Here is a 19484-nt window from a genome sequence, read left to right as displayed (position 1 = left end):
CGGTGAAAAACCTTCTTTCAGACTACCGGTGCGCATAAAAGTTCGCGTGCGTTAGCCAGCGCGCTGGCGCTGATATTCTCACCGGCCAGCAAGCGGGCAATTTCGCTGATCCGTTCTTCATCGTTCAGGGTGCGCATCCGTGTCTCGGTAGCTATGCCATCGGTGTACTTTTCAACAAACAATTGCTGATGGCCCTGGCTGGCGACCTGCGGTAAATGCGTTACGCAAATAATTTGCGTGCTGTCGCCTAACTGGCGCAACAGGCGGCCGACACCGGCGGCTACAGGGCCACTGATACCAACGTCCACTTCGTCAAAAATAAGCGTAGGCGTAGTCACTTTGTCAGCCAAAATAACCTGGATCGCCAGGCTGATACGTGACAATTCGCCACCGGAGGCCACTTTGTGCATCGCTTGCAGCGGCTGGCCCGGGTTAGTAGATACCTGAAACTCAATAGCGTCGGTACCGTTAGCGCCGGCGTGCTCAGCATCCAGTGGGCTAAGCACAATTTCAAACCGCGCATTGGCCATGCTCAGCTCGTGCATGCTGCTGCTGACCTGGCTACTTAATATGGCCGCCGCTTCACGGCGCTGTTCGCTTAACAGCTGCGCCTGTGCCAGATACTGCTGTTGGGCGCTGTCGATGTCTGCGGCCAATTGCAGCAAGCGTTTGTCATCGCCGGTCAGACTGGCTAACTGCGCGGACAATTGCTGATGCAGTGCCGGCAGTTCTTCATGCGCTACCTGATGTTTACGCGATAAATTCAGCCACAGGCTAAGACGCTCATCTACCTGCTGCAGGCGCTCGGGGTCTAATTCCACTTTATCGGCATAGCGGCGCAGCTCGCGGCTGGCTTCTTCGGTTTGTACCAGCGCATCGTTGAGCATTTGCTGAATACTGCTTAACGCCGGGTCCAGTGCACTGAGTTGCTCTAATTGCGCGGCTGCCACAGACAGTGCCTGATAGATATTTTGCTGCTCATCGTCATACAGCAGCTGCAGACATTGCTGGCTTTGGCTAAGCAAGGTATGGCCATGGCTTAAACGGCTGTGTTCGGCTTCCAGGACGGGATATTCCGCATCCAGCGGTGCGAAATTATCCAGCTCGGCTACCTGGTATTCCAGCAACTGGCGCTGGGCATCGCGCTGTTGTTGCGACTGCTCCAGCTCGCTGTATTCGCGTTGCAGTTGCTGCCAGCCGCGCCAGGCGGTACGAGTAGCCTCCAGAGTGTCGGCATGGCCGGCAAAGGCGTCGATTAACTGGCGTTGGTAATCGTTTTTCAGTAATTGTTGGTGCGCATGCTGACCATGGATACTGAGTAAATGCTGGCCCAGGGCTTTAAGTTGCTGCGCCGGCACCTGCACACCGTTAATATAACCGCGCGAGCGGCCTTCATTGCTTACCACCCGCCGCACTATGCATTCGCTGCCCATGGCCAGGTCTTGCTCTGCCAGCCATTTTTGCGCCGCCGTTAGTTTACTGACGTCAAAGCTGGCGACGATATCGGCTTTCTCAGCGCCTGGCCGCACTACGCTGGCGTCCGCCCGCTCGCCCAAGCACAACGACAGCGCATCAATAGCGATAGATTTACCGGCACCGGTTTCGCCGGTAATGGTAGACATGCCGCCGGCCCAATCGATTTCCAGCGCGCGAACAATGGCAAAGTTACTGATATGCAGATGACACAGCATGCGATGCTCCAGACCTGAACAGGTTAAAGTTACTGGTAAAAATAACAGTGTTTATTTATACAGTAACTTTATACAGGTATTGGCTACTTAGCAAGCAGGCGGTTAATAAAGTTTGCTGCCCCAGCCTAATTTATTGCGCAGTACATGAAAGTAGCTGTAACCGGGCGGATGCACCAGCCGCAGCGGGGTAGGGTGTTTGCGGATATAGATATCATCACCCGGCATTACCGCGAGGATAACATGGCTGTCGCAGCTGATTTGCAGGTGGGCGTCGTTGGTGCTGGCCACTTTTAAGCGGATTTCGCTGTTGGCTGAGACCACCAGCGGCCGACTGCTTAAGGTGTGCGGAAACATCGGCACCAGACAAACGGCGTCTAAATCCGGTGTCAGGATCGGCCCGCCGCCGGATAACGAGTAGGCGGTAGAGCCGGTAGGGGTGCTGATAATTAAGCCGTCGGAACGTTGGCTGTAAACAAACTCGTCATTAATATAGGCTTCAAACTCAATCATGTGCGCCACTTTATCGGCGTGCAGCACGGCTTCGTTTACTGCGCTGTTGCTGCTTTTTACTGTACCGTGGCGGTGTACCGAGATCTCCAGCAGGTTACGCTTTTCGGTAACAAAGTTGCCGGCCAGCACCTCGCTGAGTGGTTGCTGGAAATCTTCCGGCGCCAAATCAGTCAGAAAGCCTAAATTACCGCGGTTTACCCCCAGCACCGCCACATCAAAGCGCGCCAATACCCTGGCGGCACCGAGCATATTGCCGTCGCCGCCAACAACAATGGCCAGATCGCATTTTTTGCCCAGTTCCACCAGGTCCAGCACTTCAACGCCGGGCAGCGCCAGCGATTCAGCGACCCGCTCTTCAACATAGACCGTCAGGCCCTGTTGTTGCAGAAAATTGTACAGGCTAACCAGGGTGTGGTTAGCCCCCGGGTGATGTGGTTTGCCAATCAGGCCAACGGTATTAAAGGCGTGTTGCATAAGGATTTCCTTGCACGGCGTTAACGCAGTATAACGGCAGGACGCGGTGCAAACCAGATGCTTGTAGCGCTTGAATTAAAACCTGATGCCCCCATATCCGTTGACAAGAATAAAACGAGTGTGGCGCATGACGTTAAGCCTTAGCAGACCCGAGCTGATTTTAAAGCTGATAGTAGAGCAGTACCTGTTAGACGGTCAGCCGGTATCGTCAAAATTGCTGGCGGATAACGCCCAACTGGCGGTCAGCTCTGCTACGGTGCGTAATACCATGATGGCATTGGAGCAACAAGGCTTGATCCGCTCGCCACACACCTCGGCCGGGCGCATTCCTACCACGGCCGGTATTCGGTTATTTATTGATAAAATGCTGCAGTTGCAGCCGTTATCCGGGTTTTGGATTAACGAGCTGCAGCGTAAAATTACGCCGCAACTGCCTATTTCGCTATTATGCCAGCAGGCCGGCCAGTTGCTGACCAACCTTACCGGCTTTGTCGCTATTGTCAGTGCGCCCAAGGCCGATGGCCGTATTGTGCGGCAGATAGATTTAGTCCGCCTGGCCAGTGACCGCTTGTTGCTGGTGGTGATTGATGAAGACGGCGATATTTTGCACCGTGTGCTGCACTGCGAAAGTGCGATAGATAACAACACGCTGAGTAAAGTATTGTGCTTGCTTAATGCCGCGCTCGGTGGCGGCGGTCAGTGGCAGGATGGTATTGAGCGCTTAGGTACTATAGTGCGCAATGAAACCGGCTTGTGTCAGCAATTGCTGCAAAAAGTGTTGGGCCAGCTCAGTTTAGATGAGCTGCAACAGCACCAGCCGCTTATTTTCGGCCAGCACCAGCTGTTGTTAACACCGGAATATCAGCAAAACCCGGCCTTACAGCAAGTGATGGATATGCTGGAGCGGCCCGAGGGCTTAATTCGTTTATTGCAAAGCCTGACCAAGGATGACAAACCCAAGTTATTACTGGGTAAAGAGTCCGGTTTTATTGAGCTGGCCAATGTCAGCCTGATAGCGCAGCGTTATCAAAACCAGCCGCAGCGCTTTATTGCCTTGCTGGGGCCGCGGCGGATGAACTACGCGCGCTTAATACCCTTAGTAGAAGCCTGTGCCCGACAATTAAATTTAAACTTGAATCGGCGGCAAGCATCCCCATAATACACCTACTTAATTTGGGAGTAGTAACGCATGACAGAGCAACAACAGCCAAACGACAACGCGACAGAGCAAGCCAATGAGCATGCCGACACAGTAGAGCTGTCGGGTGAGCAGGCGGTAATTGCCAAACTGGAAGCTGAATTAGCCGACGCTAATGCAAAGGTGGCAGAGCAGCAGGACCTGATGCTGCGAATTAAGGCAGAATCTGAAAACGTGCGCCGTCGTGCCAGTATGGACGTGGAAAAAGCACATAAATTTGCGCTGGAAAAATTCGCCGGCGACTTGCTGCCGGTAGTAGACAATTTGGAGCGGGCGCTGGGCTTTATTGATCGTGCCGATGACAGCTTAAAAGGCGTAGTGGAAGGGGTTGAGCTAACACTGAAAAGCTTCCTGGATACTGTAGCCAAATACGGCGTGAATCAAATTGACCCGCAGGGCCAGCCATTTAATCCTGAACACCACCAGGCCATGAGCATTCAGCCATCTGCCGATGTTGCGCCTAATACCGTTACCTTTGTGATGCAAAAAGGCTACGAGTTAAACGGCCGCTTATTGCGCCCGGCGATGGTAGGTGTATCTAAAGCACCGGAATAAATCACAGTATTTGTGACAATAAAAAAACCGGCGTACAGCCGGTTTTTTGTTAAAACGAGCTGTCAGTCGGTTAGGGGATCTTGATGCTGATTTGCAGTGGCGTGTCCTGGCCAATGCTTAATGACAGCTCTGCGCTGTCTCCGCTTGTGCCGCCACTGATCAGTACCGGCAACTCGCATTGCCCTTGCAGGTTAGTGCGCTTATCCGCTCTGCTTTGACAATTGACCACCACTACATTTAAACCACCATCATTCTTGCTGTAGCTAACAGTGGCGCTAATGTTCAAAAACGGCAGTTCAATATCCGTTGCATCCAGCGCCTGCAGCTGCACAGTAGCCGATTCTGACAAATTACTGTTGCCGGACAGATTAAGCAGTTTCAGCTCGCGCATAGCGCTGAAACAAGCCTCATTGTTCACCGTGGTGGCACCACTGTTGCTGACACCGGCCACCAGCCAAACCTGAGCGGAGCCGGCCGGTTGATGCCTGGTATCAACCAACGGATCAAGGCAGCCGGTAAGAATAGTATGACGGTTGGCAGGATAGGTCAGGTAAAAGGTGGCATTGCCATCATCCGTTATCGCCTGGCCGCTGACCAGTTCTGTTTTGTCGGGGTCGACGCCGGATACCTGAGCACCGAGCAAAGACGCACCGACGATATAACTCAGCTCTGTGGCGTTAGCGGTATAGGGCAGGTTAACGCTCAGTTCCGACACCTGTTGTGGTTTTGCAGCAACAAACCGGCTTTTATCGGCGGCCTGAGCGTTTAATATAAGTACTCTGTCGCTTGGTTCGATATAGCGCTCGCTGCTGTTGCGCGTAATATAAGCACTGCTGAACAGGCTGTTACCGGCATCAGATAAAGTACTGACACCGGCACTGGTTGTCGCAGCATTGTCGGCAACGCTGCTGGCAAAACCATAGTTAATTACCGGTGCAGTGTTGGACAACATTACGCTGTCCAGCACACCGAGGTTAACCACAGTGCCATCAGACACTTTATTGCCGTAGCGATCGGTAACCAATAAGCCGCCTACACGCCGGTAGATACCGTTGCCCAGATCAGTAATAGCGTCTTGGGTTGGGTAACTGATGGCAATAGAATGCGCCGGACCTGAAGCAATGCTTACAGCAGATACGGTAGTGATCACCGCTGGTGAGTAACTGTTACCGTTGTTATCCAGCGCTTCTGCCTGCAGCTCCACTACACCCGGTAAGGTGCCGGCATTCAGCGTTAATACCGTAGTGCCGTTTCTGCTATTTACCCTAATGACCGTATCGCTTTGCACTACCTCGTTCTCTGCGTTCTGGCCACTAAGGTATTCGCCACCGCCGGGTTGGCTGACAAAGCTGACTTGCAGATTATCAACGCCTTCGGCAGCATCTTGCGCAGGGTCGCCATTGGCTTGCAGTAATCGCAGCGTAACAGTGGTACTGTCGCTGCCATTGACGCCTGCAACCAGCAGGGCTTTTTCCGCTACGGTTAATGCAATGCCGGCAGGCGCCTGTGGCGGCGGTGTGGGCGGAGTTCCGGTAATGGTTAAGGCGACACTTTGGCGGTAACCATTAACATAGGCAGTAACATTAGCCGTGCCGGCATCTGCTGCCGGGTACAGCCTGACCTTAGCCTGGCCTTCACCGTCACCGCTGGCATCTCCGCGCGAGGTGGTCGCTGTTACACTGCGGTTTAAGCTACTGTCGCTAAAGCTGCCCAGGTCAGTGTTGAATTCGATAGTAGCATTGCGCAGTAAATTGCCTTCACTGTCGCGCGCGGTAGCGGTAACAGTAGCAAAACGTTGCGGAAAGGCGGTATCCAGCAGGGTGTCACTGCTGGTGAGTGTCAGGGTGGTGACGTCTTTCGCGGTGTCAGACTGGCAGGCGAGCAGCATAAAAGCAAGCGAGCTGAACACTGCTATCTTCAGCATGGCGGGAAAACCTTTCATATAATGTACTATCCTTTTTAACAGCCGTTTACTGCCGCGCAATAGTACCTAACTTGTTGTACCGAGACAATTATTAAGGTTCACCTGCCGAGCTGACATTATTCGCTTACAGCAATTCCCGGTACACATAATTAGCCAGCGGATGTTGCTGCTTTTTCAACTCCTGCACAAAAAACTGCGCAATTTTGCTCGCGCCCTGCAGCGTCAGGTGAGTGTTATCCACTTTGCCGGCGGGGAATTTCTGATATAACCCGGCCGGTACCTGAATAAAATACGGCTGGCTGTTCGCTTTGCCCAGTTGTTGCCATAAGTCACAGCTGTGCTGCTGCAAATCAAAAAAACTGACCTCTGCGGCTTTGGCCACTTGCGCTGCGGCGCTGGCATAGTCGGCTAAATCACGCTTTAAGCTGCCATCTTCGGCAAAATTGCGCCGGCAAACTGAGCTGGCCAACATCGGCGTGGCACCACGCTCACGCACATCGGCAATAAATTGCGTTAAAAATGTCTGATAATCACTGTCAAAGGCGGCATACCGTGCCGGGTCCGACTGTTTTGAGTCGTTATGGCCAAACTGGATCAGCACATAATCGCCGCGGCCCAGCTCGCTTAACAGCAGCTGCCAGCGGCCTTCATTGAGAAAGCGTCGCGTACTGCGGCCATTGGCGGCATGGTTAACCACGCTAAGCTGTGGCAATAAAAACTGCGGCAGCAGCTGGCCCCAGCCGCGCTCGGGATAGGCCAGATTAGGTTTATCCGACATGGTAGAGTCGCCGACTAAATGCAGTGTCAGCGGCTTAAGCTCATCAGCCTGAGCCTGAGTAAAAGCAAGGCAAAAAAACAGCGAGACCAGGAATTTCATTGATTTTCCTCATTTAGTTCCAGCAGGGATTTTAGTTGCAGCTCTGGATCCCAGCGCCCGGCAAAGGTCCACTTAGCGGTGATTTGCTCTGCGGTTACATCATCAGGCAAGTGAGTTTTCAACCACGGATAAATAACCTGCTTATTATCTGTGTGGCTAAAGTAATACCGGTCGCCCCACAGGTTGGCGCGGTCGCGCTCTGGCTCCGTCGGGTAGGTGTGGCGGAAGATCGGCGTGTCGGCCATGTTGGCACTGTACTGGTTATTAATCAGATAAAACTGCGCATCATAGTGGCGCCGGCCCAGCATAAAGCCCGGCACGCCGTCAAAGCGTGAGTCACGCACCACCATTTTTTGCTGCTGGTTTAATTCGCCGTCATGCCACAACGTCGCGTAGGCTTTTTTATTGATAAAGGTGCTGTTACTGAAAAACGCCCAACCGCGTGGGCACACCATATCGGTATGGCCTTCAAAGTAACAGTTATCGTGGTAATACATGCCGTCGGTTTTATTCCACAGGCTTAAGGTATCGGCGCCGCCGGCGATAATGCGGCAGTTGGCGGTGATAATGCGCGTGGCCTGCTCAAAGCCGCGTACCGCAAATTGGTGTTCGTTATCACCGGTCAGCTCACCGTAGCTGTTTACAATGCTGATATTCAGCAGCGCAATATCACTGGCGCGGATATTCACCACGGCCGCGCCCCAATCGGACGGGTGCTGTTTTAACCAGTTAGTGCGCAGTTCGGCGACGCGGATTTCGGTTTTATCCATTCCTGCGCCAATCAGCGCCACCTTGTTGCGGGTCAGATAAATTTTTTCCGCATACACCCCGGGGCCAATCTGAATAATGGCCTGAGTATCGTTGTCCGGCAGGCTGTTTATCGCTTGCTGAATACTGCGAAAGGGCGCATCGCCGCTTTGTGCTACCTGCAGGCGGATGATATCGGCGAAGCTGGTTGTGCTAAATAGCAGAAATAACAAAGACCAGAGGCGTAGTTGCATAGTATCAGGTTCCAAAAAAAGCAGCCGGCTGCAAGTTTTATGCATCTGACACGAACCGGTTTACCCACACTAACACGCCGTGAATACGTCCTTGTAGGCTCGATTCAGGCATCCATGCCTTCAACGGTTAGTTTAGGGTAAGCCGGTTCTCGTTCAGGTGATTTACCGGCTAAACACAGGAAGAAACTTAGTGAGTACCAAGCAGTTTCGCTATTTGCACACCGGCCATAATAAAGGGGCCGTTGGCTTTGGCGTCGTTACGAAATACCGGCTCACTCATATAGTAGTTATAGCTGCCATCGCGGCCAAAACCTAAACCGGCCACCTGGCAGGTGTTGACTAAGCTTATGCTGTTATCCGGATGCACCAGAATAAATTCATCTACCAGGCCTTGGTAGGCTTTAACGGCAGTGTCTTTATAACGCGCGTCCAGATAGCCGTTGTTTACGCCTTTGGCAAAGAAGTAGGTAAACATACTGCTGGCAGATGACTCTAAATAGTTACCCGGCGCAGCGGGTTTATCCAAGATCTGGTACCAGGTACCGGTTTTGCTATCTTGCACCTTTACCAGTGCTTCGGCTAATTCGGCGCTCATCTCCAGCAAAGGCTGGCGCAACTCAGTTTGCTCTGCAGGAATAATCTCCAGTACATCCACCAGCGCCATCGCTAACCAGCCTAAACCGCGGCCCCAAAACTGACTGGCCAGGCCGGTGTTTTTATCGGCCCAGTCCTGCGCGCGCTCTTCATCCCAGGCGTGATAGTACAAACCGGTGTTGGGGTCGCGCAGCTTAGCGCGGCTGATGCTAAATTCTTTTACCACTTCATCAAAGGCATGGCCCTGCTCAAAAGTTTTGCTGTAGTTGGCCAGAAATGGCATACCCATATAGACACCGTCGAGCCACAACTGATGCGGGTATATTTTCTTATGCCAGAAGGCGCCCTCAGAAGTGCGCGGGTGTTCGCTTAACTGTTTACGCAGTAAATCCAGCGCCTGCTTATACTGCGGCTTAGGGTTACGCTGGTATTCGCGCAGCAGCATATTGCCGCTGTTTAAGCTGTCAATATTGTAGTTACTGATTTTGTAAGTGCGGATATCGCCATCCTCAGTGATAAAAGAGTCGATAACATCGCTCAGCACCTGTTGCCACGCCGGGTTAGGCCGCAGTTTCAGCAGGTCGTCATAGGCTTGCAGCTGCAGGCCGGTAGTATATTCCCACTTACTCGGGCGTTTGCGCTCATGGTCCCAACCACCGTAAGCATAAAACGGGGTTTGCCGCGTCATTTCGCTGGCGGCTAAACGTTCACTCCAATCCAATGCTGCTTTTGCTGTCAGCTCGCCGGCTTTTTGCTGCTCAGATAAGGCGGTTTTCAGCGTGAGCCTGGGTGTCAGCGTCAGCTTTGCCACTTCCTGCTCAAGATAGTCAACAAATTCTGCTTCGGTTTTAATGCCGCCGGGCTCTCCGTCCCACGCCGACAGGAAATAATACTCCAGTTCATTGCCGGCCGGGGTCATTACCGCGACATGGCTGTGTTCGTCGCCGGTCAGTTGTTTATTGGCACCGCGTTTGTATAAGATCGCCATGCCCAGTTTATCCTTGCCACCGGTCAGAGTTTGTTCGCCCCAGGTGGCCAGATAGGTCCAGCTGTGGCCGGTAATTTCTGATTTGCCATGCAGCACCTTGGTGTCGGGTAACCGTACCAGGCCAATGGCGATATTGTCCAGTGGCTCGCTAAGTGAGAGCCGGGTATGCACTAAGCGGCTACCGGCGGTCATACCCAGGTTGGCGGTTAAGTTGGTGGTTTTACCGGCAATTTGCCAGTCTTTGTACTGAATTTGCAGTGCTGAATATAAAGCGCCGTTTTCAATCACTTTGGCGCTGTGGCCACTGAGTTTGGACACCAGTTGCACTTTTTCGCCATCCCAGTAACCAAAGCCGCCGGCGCCGAGCGATTTACCCACTTTTAATAAGTCCATGCCCCAGTCGGCCATTTTATGGTACGACTGATAGCCGTCCAGCCCGACCTGGTGCAATACCGGCTTGCCGGTTTTATTACCAAATACATCAAAGCCGTTACGCCAATCCAGATAAATACGATAGCCGACTTTATCGGATTCTATGCCCGGGCCCTCGTAGCGGATCCATTCGGAATGGTCGGTATATTGTGGCGGTGGTGTCAGCTCAGTGACGTTTTGAAACTCGCCACCGACGTATTTAGCATCCTGCCACTGGCCGCCGGTTTTATGTGATATTTCTGCCTGGCTGCGTTTGGGTAACTGTTGAGCGTTAAACCGCGCTTGGTCATTAACAATACGCAGCTGTTTGTGCTCTGCGTCAGTTAAATCAAACTGTAATAACAGGCTATCTTTGTTGCCGTCGCCGCTGTGGTCTATCAGTTGCGATGCCAGCGTATTATTGCCATCTACCGCCACCAGCGCCTGTGCCTGGTCTGTAGTTACACCCAGATCACTAAACGGCAGCAGCAGGTTTTGCTCTTTGCGCACAAAAGTAGAAGGGTTGCTGACAGTAAGCGTGGCTACAGTGTCATCTTGCTGTGCAGCTGGTGCTGTGGCAGCAGGTTGTGGCGAGCAGGCGCTGACAACAGCGGCAATGCTCAGGCTTAACAAGGTTTTGCCAAAAAGAATGCGGGCCATAAAATACCTGTTATTACAATTCGTTCGTCCATACTAAATAAAACCGGCCTTCCGTGGCTCAGCGTTTTGCGGGAGAAACAACACTGCTATGCCGGAGCATAGCAGTGGCTATATCAAGGTTCAGCTCAGAACTTGTACTGGGCGCCTAAGTAGTACTGACGGCCGGTAGCATGGTAGTAGGTTAAGCGGTTACCGCTGGAATCAACCCATTGATCATCTACTTCGTCGGTCAGGTTAAGCGCTTCAAGGCTGACTTTCCATTTATCTGTCAGTTGGTATGACAGTGCCGCATCGATATTACGGGTGGCGTTGGTGCCTTCCATATCATTGTTATCACGACCAATAGCGTTAGTCAGATATTCTGAACGGTCGGTTAGTGATACGCGGGCGCTGAACTTATCATCCTCGTAGTACAGGGTGGCGCTACGTGTATTTTCTGATAAACCCTGCAGGTCACGGGTGGCCAGAATTTGGCCGTCGGCATTTACGTAATCAAGCTGGGCTTTTACGTAAGTAAAGTTACCGATAAAGCCAAAACGATCCCAGCCTTCCGGCAGAAAGGTAAATGGCATCTGGTATTGCACTTCAAAGCCATACAGGTTACCGCCCGGGCCATTTAACGGCGTATTGGTTTGCCACTCCAGGTTTTCATTACAGTCTACGCCATAGCCCGGGCCGGCATTACAGGCATCAATCGCCGCCTGAGTCGGTAAACCGGTTTCGGTAAACAGCTTGGTTTCGCGCAGGCCCTGCACATAGCTGTCGATATCTTTACGGAATACCGCTACACCCAGCAGTGACTCATTGTCAAAATAAAGCTCTAAGCCTAAGTCATAGGTTTTGGCTTTGGTAGGCTCCAGTGTCGGGTTACCACCACTAACACTGCGTGAGCCGCCGGATACGGATACCGACACGTTAGGGCGCAGGCTACCTAAACCGGCACGGGCCATTACTTCGGCATAACCAAAGCGGATAATCACATCTTCTAAGGGTTCAAATACCAGGTTTAATGACGGCAAAAAGTCGTTATAGTCGTGTTTGGCTGTAACCAGGGTTTGGGTGCCGCCAAGATTTGCAAAGGCAGTAGAAGATTGATCGGTTTTAACATAACGGCCGCCAACATCACCACGAATCACGGTATCGCCGACTTCCGTTTCAAACGCCAGTTGCAGATAGGCGCCTAAGGTTTTCTCTTCAGCGGAATAGTTATCTACGCGGCGGTTTTCTATGCTAACTACAAAAGGATCGGTGTTGCTGTAAATACCATATTCAGATGCAAAAGCATTTAAATCCGGTACCAGCCAAGCGCCTTGTGAGCCTAAGCCGGAGTTATACTGCATAATAAGGTTTTCCGGCATAGGCACTGTGCCTTCTACGCCGGGTAATCCACCCTCACTACTTAAACGTGCTTCACGGGTTTCAAATTCAAAGGTTTTATAGTGCAGGCCACCGCGCAGCGTCAGGCTTTCGCTCAGCACATACTCCAGATTCAGGGCAGCATTATCAAAGGTGTTTTCTGCGCCCAGCGGACGTAAGCGTACGCTGTTGATAGTCCAGTCATCCGTCTCATACACGCCGCTACCAAACAATAATTCCGGTGCCTGACGCTTGCCTCCGCGATAGTCGTAGCTGAAATCGACACCGGTTTTTTGCATCACCACTGTAGTTTGCACCGGGTTATCAAATTCTGATTTGGCGCGGCCAATCATGGCGTCAATTTTCAGGTTATCAGTCAGCTGATGCTGGCCGCTTAAACTAAATTGCAAAAACTCGGTACCCAGCTCGTCGTAGCGGTTTTCGTTACGCACAGTGGCATTTTCAAACGCAGCGTAGGTTACCGTGTTGCTGTCATCAATTTCGTAATCCAGTACATTCATTGCCCCGGTCTGGCCGTTGCCGTTGAGTATGCCTTGGGTAAACACTTCATTACGGGTTGAATCGTCTTTGGAATACAAAATATCCAGATTAAACCTGGTTTCCATACTGGGGCGGAATTCAAACGCTGCTGCGGCACCGGTGCGTTTTACATTATGGCTGTAAGAGTCATAGCGCGGTAAACGTGGGCGGAACCCTTCGTTGATGGCGGCTAAATCTTCATTTTCTAAGTCGGTGATACCCTGATAACTACCGAAGTCGTTAACGTTATTCCAACGTACTGTACTGGCGCCTTCATCTTTGACATTACGCTCGGACATCGCCAGTGAGAACAAGGCACCAAATTTACCATCAGCAAAAATATTACTGACTAAAAACGACGCTTTAGGATCCACTTCTTCGGATAAATCGTTGTAACCGGCCTGCACGTTGGCAGCAAAGGTTAAGCCGTCATAATCAAACGGCCGCGCGGTGCGCAGGTCTACTGTGGCGCCGAGTGAGCCTTCCTCTACGTTAGCCGACGCTGTTTTACGTACGGTCAGTTCGCTGAATAAATCCGATGAGAAAGTATTAAAGTCAAAGCCACGGCCACGGTTCGCGCCGCCAATTTGGTCGGTACCGCCGCTGGTCGATTGGGCTTCCATACCGTTAATACGTACCCGGGTAAAATCCGGGCCTAAGCCACGTACCGAGATTTGCCGGCCTTCACCGGCGGCACGGCTTATCGCCACGCCCGGAATGCGCTGTAATGATTCTGCTAAGTTTAGATCCGGAAAGTCGGCGATATCTTCTGCTTTAATAGTGTCGGTAGAGCCGGTTTCAAAACGCTTTTGGTTCAACGCGCTGGCTAAACTGCCGCGAAAGCCACCGGTGACGGTGATCACTTCGATATCTTCTTCCTGCACTTGTGCCGGAGTTTTCTGCTCGGCTTGTTGCGCCTGCAGTGCCGGCGCCGCGCCGAGAATTGTTGCTAAACCGGCCAGGGTAAGCGCCCGTACCAGTTTAGTCGGGCGAAATTGTGTATTGCGATAAGCCATCTGTGTTCACCTCGTCCTGAATTGACTTGTTGTCGTAGCCCGGGTCATGCCGGGCCTTAAGTGTTTTTACGGAGCAAAGCTTGCTGCTCCCTGTCGATTTGCTTGTTTTGTATTCAGCTTATATGCTTTGTCTACCGGTGGCAAAAAAAACTTGCAATTTTGTGCCACCGATGGCAAAAAGCTAACACCATCAACTAAAATCTGTCAATTATTGATAGAGGTTAAATCGGTGTAATTTGTAACTGAATTATGTCACTTTTGATTAAGTTTATGATTTTAAAGGTTTGTTGCGGATTTTGATTTTTTAAATTGTTCCATATTTGAACAATTCTATTGCTGCAGCAAGCTAAACGAGCTAACAGGAGAGCCCTATGGCAAGCTTATTTTCACTGGCAGGACAGACCGCTTTAGTCACCGGCGCCAGTCGCGGTTTAGGCCGGGCAATAGCGGTGGCATTGGCAGAGGCCGGCGCCAGCGTATTGTGTGCCAGTTCAACTGCGGACGGCAGTAGTGACACCGTGGCGGCTATTAACAGTGCCGGCGGCACAGCCAGCGCGCTGGCGGCCGATTTAAGTAACGAAGCGGCAGTAGAGCAATTGGCGCAGCAAGCGCTGGCACAAGGGCCGGTGCATATTCTGGTGAATTGCGGCGGCACTATTTTTCGCGCCCCGGCGCACCAGTTTCCGATGAACGAATGGCATAAAGTAATAGCAGTGAATTTAGATGCAGCGTTTTTACTGAGCCAACGCCTGGGCGCTGAGATGATTAAGCGTAAGCAGGGCAAAATTATTAATATCGCCTCGATGTTATCTTACAGCGGCGGTATTACCGTGCCGGCCTATACCGCCAGCAAACATGCTATTGCCGGTGTCACCAAGGCGCTGGCCAACGAATGGGCGCAACATAATATTCAGGTTAACGCCATTGCGCCCGGCTATTTCAGTACCGACAACACGGCTGCACTGCAGGCGGATACGGAGCGTAACGCGGCTATTACAGCGCGGATCCCGGCCGGTCGCTGGGGCGAGCCGGAAGACTTAGCCGGTGCAGCAGTATTCTTGGCGTCCAATGCGGCTAACTATGTCAATGGCCATGTACTTGCGGTAGATGGCGGCTGGCTGGCGCGCTGACACATTTTACTTTTAACTGAGGTTTTTATGACTGTTTTATTTGAAAGCCGTTACCCGACCCATCCGGATGACGTAAAACACTACGATACTGACGAGCTGCGCCAGCATTTTTTGGTAGACAACCTGATGCAGGCTGACAAGCTGGTACTGTGTTATACCCACTACGAGCGGGTGATTGTCGGCAGCGCCGTGCCGGTAAAGGCTGCGGTTAAGCTTGACGCACCGGAGCCACTTAAAGCGCAATATTTTCTGCAGCGCCGTGAGCTGGGCATTATCAACGTGGGTGGCACGGGTAAAGTAACGGTTGATGGCACGGATTACGAGCTGAAAAACACTGAAGCACTATATGTGGGGATGGGCGCACGTGAGGTCAGCTTCCACAGCGCTGATAGCGCAACGCCGGCGAAATTCTATTTAAACTCAGCTCCGGCGCATCATGCGTACCCGACTAAACATCTGACTATGGATAACTGCACTGTGCTGCAGATGGGCGCGTTGGAAACCTCGAACGAGCGGGCGATTCACCAACTGATGATTAATGACGTGGTTGAAACTTGTCAGTTGCAAATGGGCTTAACGGTGCTGAAACCCGGCAGTGTGTGGAACACCATGCCGGCGCACCAGCATGACCGCCGGATGGAGGCTTATTTCTATTTTAACCTCGGGGATGAGCAGCGGGTGTGCCATTTTATGGGCCAACCGCAGCAAACCCGGCATATTTGGGTCGCCAATGAGCAAGCCGTAGTATCGCCGGCCTGGTCTATTCACAGTGGCTGTGGCACCAGTAACTATGCCTTTATCTGGGGCATGGCCGGTGAGAACCTGGATTACCACGATATGGATAAATTCCCGGCCAGTGCAATGAAGTAATACCTGAATACGCACCTGCCATTGGCAGGCATTAAGTAAAGGCATGCAATAAGACATGCCACTCAACAGGGTAGGACGAGTTATGAAAAATTTCACCCGGCAGGCTTGCGCCATGCTGCTGGCCAGCATTGCGCTGCTGGCAGGCTGCAAGCCTCAGCAGGAGGTTACCACCTTACGGCTGGCACATGCGCTGGATCAGCAACATGTGGTGCACAAAGCCATGGTACTGATGGGCGAACGCCTTGAGCACTATTCTAACGGCACTATGCAAATAGAGATCTACAGCGGCGGCCAGCTTGGCAATGAACGCGAATTAGTTGAGCTGCTGCAAATCGGCAGTTTGGCAATGACCAAAGTATCGGCCAGTTCGGTGGAAAGCTTTGTACCGCAAATGCGCGTATTCAGCGTGCCCTATATTTTTAACGACAATGCCCACCTGTGGCAGATATTAAACGGCAAAACCGGCACAGAGTTATTAATGGCGTTGCAGCCGGCGCGCTTACTTGGCTTGGGTTACTATGATGCCGGCAGCCGCAGTTTTTACTCTACCAATACGGAAATTCATACCCCGGCTGATTTACGTGGCAAAAAATTCCGCGTGCTGGCCAGCCAAACTGCGGTGCGGATGGTGGAGGAGCTGGGCGGTGCCGCCACGCCGGTAGATTGGGGCGAGCTATACACCGCGCTGCAGCAGGGCGTAGTAGATGGCGCCGAGAATAACCCACCGAGTTTTTACTTATCGCGCCATTATGAGCTGAGCAAATACTACACCCTGGATGAACACACCGCGGTGCCGGATGTGCTGATTGTCAGCCTGCCGGTGTGGAAGAGTTTAAACCCACAGCAGCAGCAGTGGCTGCAACAGGCCGCCAACGATTCTATAGCCTATCAGCGTGCCGCCTGGCAGCAGGTTTCTGATGATGCTTTAGCAGCGGTAAAAGCCGCCGGTGTCACGGTGATTTACCCGGATAAACAGCCGTTTCGTGACGCTGTAGCGCCATTTCATCAAAGCTTGCAGCAAACCGATATCGGGCCTTTATTGCAGCAAATTGCCGAAGTGGGCGCGCAAATGGAGCAAAGCCATGACTAAGTTAGTGCATTGGGTTGATAGCGTATTGAAGTGGTTTCTGGCGTCGTTAATGGCCGGCATTGTAGTGGTGGTGTGCTGGCAGGTGGTGTCTCGCTACGTGTTAAATGCGCCCAGTTCCATTACCGAAGAGTTGTCGCGCACCTTACTGATTTGGATTGGTATGGTAGGGGCAGCCTTTGCGTATCGCACCGGGGTGCATTTGGGGTTAGATATCGTAACGCAAAAATTTGCGCCGGCAATACAACGACGCTTAGCGATGGTGCTGACGGCTGCGGTGGTAATTTTCGCTATCGCCGTAATGGTGATAGGCGGCGGTAATCTGGTGGCGCTGACGTGGGAGCTGAACCAGATGTCGGCTGCGCTGAATATTAAGATGGCCTATATCTACACGGTACTGCCGTTATCCGGGCTGCTGATTGCGTTTTATGGCGTGTGCCAGCTGTACTTTATGCTGGTGCATAAGCCGATGCAGCAGGTTGAGGGGATGCACTGATGGAAATGGCCATTCTGGTTTTGTTGCTGGTATTTTTCGGCTTATTACTGCTAAACGTACCTATTTCATTTTGTATTGGTTTAGCTACCTTGGCCACCATGCTGCTAAGCGTAGATTTTATGCCGGCAGTGACGACGATGGCACAGCGCATGGCCGGTGGTATTAACAGCTTTGCGCTGCTGGCGATCCCGTTTTTTGTCTTGTCCGGGCTTATTATGGGCCGCGGCGGCATTGCCAAACGTTTAATCGAATGCGCGATGGCGCTGGTGGGTATGCTGCCGGGCGGCCTGGCACTGGTGAATGTAGTGTCCTGTATGTTTTTTGGCGCTATTTCCGGCTCTGCGGTGGCGGCTACCTCGGCGATTGGCAGCTTTATGCTGCCGGAGATGAAAAAACAGGGTTACGACGTGAATTACAGTGCGGCCGTAACAGCCGCAGCGGCCACCACCGGCATGCTTATTCCGCCAAGCAATATTTTAATTGTGTATGCCATTGCCAGTGGCGGGGTGTCGATAGCGGCACTGTTTATTGCCGGTTATCTGCCGGGTATTTTGCTGGGGGTGTCGCTGATGCTGGTGTGTGCCGGTTACGCCAAGCTAAAGGGCTATCCGGTGGGGGCGCGGTTACCGCTGAAACTGGTGGTACAAAAAGTGGCGGCAGCCTTGCCCAGCCTGTTTATGATTTTCCTCGTTATCGGCGGCATTGTCAGCGGCGTATTTACTGCCACTGAGGCCGGCGCTATTGCGGTGGTGTATTCACTGATATTAGCGGTAGGTATTTACCGCGAAGTTAACACCACTGAGCTGCCGGCTATTTTAATGAAAGCGGCTGAAACCACCGCCATTGTGCTGGCGCTGATTGCCACCTCGTCGGCGATGTCGTGGATTTTATCTTACGAGCAAATTCCACAGGCCATCAGTGCAGGCATGCTGGCACTCAGTGATAACCCATTGCTGATTTTGCTGATGATTAACCTGATCTTACTGCTGGTCGGCGCTTTTATGGATATGACGCCGGCGGTGCTGATTTTTACGCCGATTTTTCTGCCGGTGGCAGTAGAACTGGGCATGAGCCCGCTGCATTTCGGCATTATGATGGTGCTTAACTTATCCATTGGCCTGGTGTCACCACCGGTGGGCAGCGTGCTGTTTGTCAGCTGTGCTATTGCTAAAACTAAGCTCGAGTCCATTATCCGGCCATTAATGCCGTTATATCTGGCGATGTTTGTCGTGCTGATGTTGGTAACCTATGTGCCGGCGATCAGTGAATGGCTGCCGGCCCAGTTTGGCTTTTAATGTTGGTAAACTCAGGAGGTAACCGATGGTAAGCTACGTGATCCCCAATCTGGCCAATGCTTGTCGTATTCTGTCGCTGGTGACAGAGTCGGACCAGGGCCTGAGTTTAACTGAACTGGAACAGCGCTTAGCGGTACCGCGCACCACAGCATTTCGTATTTTACAAACACTGTGCCAGGAGCAGGTGCTGGAAAAGCACGGCAAACGTTATCTGGTGGGGGCCCAGCTGTTTAAAATGGGCCTGAGTTTGCTCAGCTCGCAGCGTTTGCAGCAGCAGGCATTGCCGATGCTGCAACAACTGGCGCTGACTACCGGGCTAAGCAGCCATTTAGCCATGGCACATGCCAAGGGGGCTTTGCTGGTAGAAGTCTGCGACAGCCCGAATCCGCTGCGGTTAGCGGCCAGGCCCGGCACCATTGCCGATTTTAACTGCTCTGCCGCCGGTAAGGTGTTTTTAGCCTTTCATCATTTTGATCAGTTACACAGCTTAGCGGCCGCCGGTTTGTTTAAGCGCCGCACCGCGCACAGCCTGGTGCAACCAAATGAGTTAACAACAGAGTTGCAGCGGGTACTGGCACGCGGGTATGCTAGCGACGAAATGGAATACCACGACGATGTGCGTTGCCTGGCGGTGCCGGTGCGTGACAGTCAGGGGGCGGTAGTGGCAGCTGTTGGCATTACCGGGCCACTGGCGTTGTTCGCGAAAAAAGTCCACACCGACCTGATTGCCAGCGTGAAGCAAACGGCAATCGATATCGCGCTCAGCACTTACCGGCCACAGTTGGTCGGCAACAGCGCGCGTGGTCAATAA

At 52.4% G+C, this 19484-nt stretch carries 15 protein-coding genes; 8 read left to right on the top strand and 7 right to left on the bottom strand.

What is annotated here, in order from left to right:
* Positions 1–17: 17 nt before the first annotated feature.
* Positions 18–1691, bottom strand: coding sequence for a DNA repair protein RecN (gene recN, locus Q8O77_RS15900; protein WP_305555396.1), 1674 nt, complete (start codon positions 1689–1691; stop codon positions 18–20).
* 102 nt (positions 1692–1793) lie between these two features.
* Entirely contained in the window at positions 1794–2675 is an 882-nt protein-coding gene (nadK, locus tag Q8O77_RS15895; protein WP_305555393.1) for an NAD(+) kinase, read from the bottom strand.
* Between the two features lie 127 nt (positions 2676–2802).
* Here nadK and hrcA point away from each other — a divergent pair, with 127 nt between their 5' ends.
* Both hrcA and grpE read left to right on the top strand, forming a co-directional pair.
* Entirely contained in the window at positions 2803–3834 is a 1032-nt protein-coding gene (gene hrcA / locus Q8O77_RS15890) for a heat-inducible transcriptional repressor HrcA (protein WP_305555390.1), read from the top strand.
* Positions 3835–3864: 30 nt separating this feature from the next.
* Positions 3865–4428: a nucleotide exchange factor GrpE gene (gene grpE, locus Q8O77_RS15885; protein ID WP_305555387.1), complete on the top strand. Its 564-nt coding sequence runs from the start codon at positions 3865–3867 to the stop codon at positions 4426–4428.
* A gap of 70 nt (positions 4429–4498) precedes the next feature.
* Here grpE and Q8O77_RS15880 read toward each other — a convergent pair whose 3' ends face one another.
* From Q8O77_RS15880 to Q8O77_RS15860, 5 genes are all read right to left on the bottom strand, one after another.
* Positions 4499–6370, bottom strand: a complete 1872-nt coding sequence (locus tag Q8O77_RS15880; RefSeq protein ID WP_305555384.1) for a hypothetical protein — start codon at positions 6368–6370, stop codon at positions 4499–4501.
* Positions 6371–6476: 106 nt separating this feature from the next.
* Entirely contained in the window at positions 6477–7229 is a 753-nt protein-coding gene (locus Q8O77_RS15875) for a rhamnogalacturonan acetylesterase (protein ID WP_305555381.1), read from the bottom strand.
* On the bottom strand, positions 7226–8230 hold the full coding sequence (locus Q8O77_RS15870) for a pectinesterase family protein (RefSeq protein WP_305555378.1): 1005 nt from the start codon (positions 8228–8230) through the stop codon (positions 7226–7228). Before Q8O77_RS15870 ends, Q8O77_RS15875 begins: the two co-directional genes overlap by 4 nt.
* A 187-nt stretch (positions 8231–8417) precedes the next feature.
* Positions 8418–10883: a glycoside hydrolase family 88 protein gene (locus Q8O77_RS15865; protein WP_305555375.1), complete on the bottom strand. Its 2466-nt coding sequence runs from the start codon at positions 10881–10883 to the stop codon at positions 8418–8420.
* A gap of 125 nt (positions 10884–11008) precedes the next feature.
* Positions 11009–13795: a TonB-dependent receptor gene (locus tag Q8O77_RS15860; RefSeq protein WP_305555372.1), complete on the bottom strand. Its 2787-nt coding sequence runs from the start codon at positions 13793–13795 to the stop codon at positions 11009–11011.
* Positions 13796–14166: 371 nt separating this feature from the next.
* Between Q8O77_RS15860 and Q8O77_RS15855 the strand changes: the two genes are divergently transcribed.
* The 6 genes from Q8O77_RS15855 to Q8O77_RS15830 all read left to right on the top strand — a co-directional run bounded on the left by Q8O77_RS15855 (position 14167) and on the right by Q8O77_RS15830 (position 19484).
* A complete protein-coding gene (locus Q8O77_RS15855; protein WP_305555369.1) occupies positions 14167–14925 on the top strand; it encodes an SDR family oxidoreductase in 759 nt (252 codons plus the stop codon).
* A gap of 27 nt (positions 14926–14952) precedes the next feature.
* A complete protein-coding gene (kduI, locus tag Q8O77_RS15850; protein ID WP_305555366.1) occupies positions 14953–15795 on the top strand; it encodes a 5-dehydro-4-deoxy-D-glucuronate isomerase in 843 nt (280 codons plus the stop codon).
* A gap of 82 nt (positions 15796–15877) precedes the next feature.
* Positions 15878–16885 (top strand): TRAP transporter substrate-binding protein, encoded by a 1008-nt coding sequence (locus Q8O77_RS15845; protein WP_305555363.1) that lies wholly within the window; start codon positions 15878–15880, stop codon positions 16883–16885.
* Entirely contained in the window at positions 16878–17378 is a 501-nt protein-coding gene (locus Q8O77_RS15840) for a TRAP transporter small permease (RefSeq protein WP_305555360.1), read from the top strand. Before Q8O77_RS15845 ends, Q8O77_RS15840 begins: the two co-directional genes overlap by 8 nt.
* The gene (locus Q8O77_RS15835; protein WP_305555357.1) at positions 17378–18673 is read left to right on the top strand and encodes a TRAP transporter large permease; all 1296 of its coding nucleotides are present in this window, start codon (positions 17378–17380) and stop codon (positions 18671–18673) included. The genes Q8O77_RS15840 and Q8O77_RS15835 overlap by 1 nt, the downstream gene beginning before the upstream one ends.
* Positions 18674–18698: 25 nt before the next feature.
* Entirely contained in the window at positions 18699–19484 is a 786-nt protein-coding gene (locus Q8O77_RS15830) for an IclR family transcriptional regulator (RefSeq protein ID WP_305555354.1), read from the top strand.

The organism is Rheinheimera sp. (assembly GCF_030690345.1).
GTDB lineage: Bacteria > Pseudomonadota > Gammaproteobacteria > Enterobacterales > Alteromonadaceae > Alishewanella.
The sequence above is the reverse complement of the archived record's forward strand: the minus strand, read 5'-3'. Positions and strand labels throughout refer to the sequence as shown.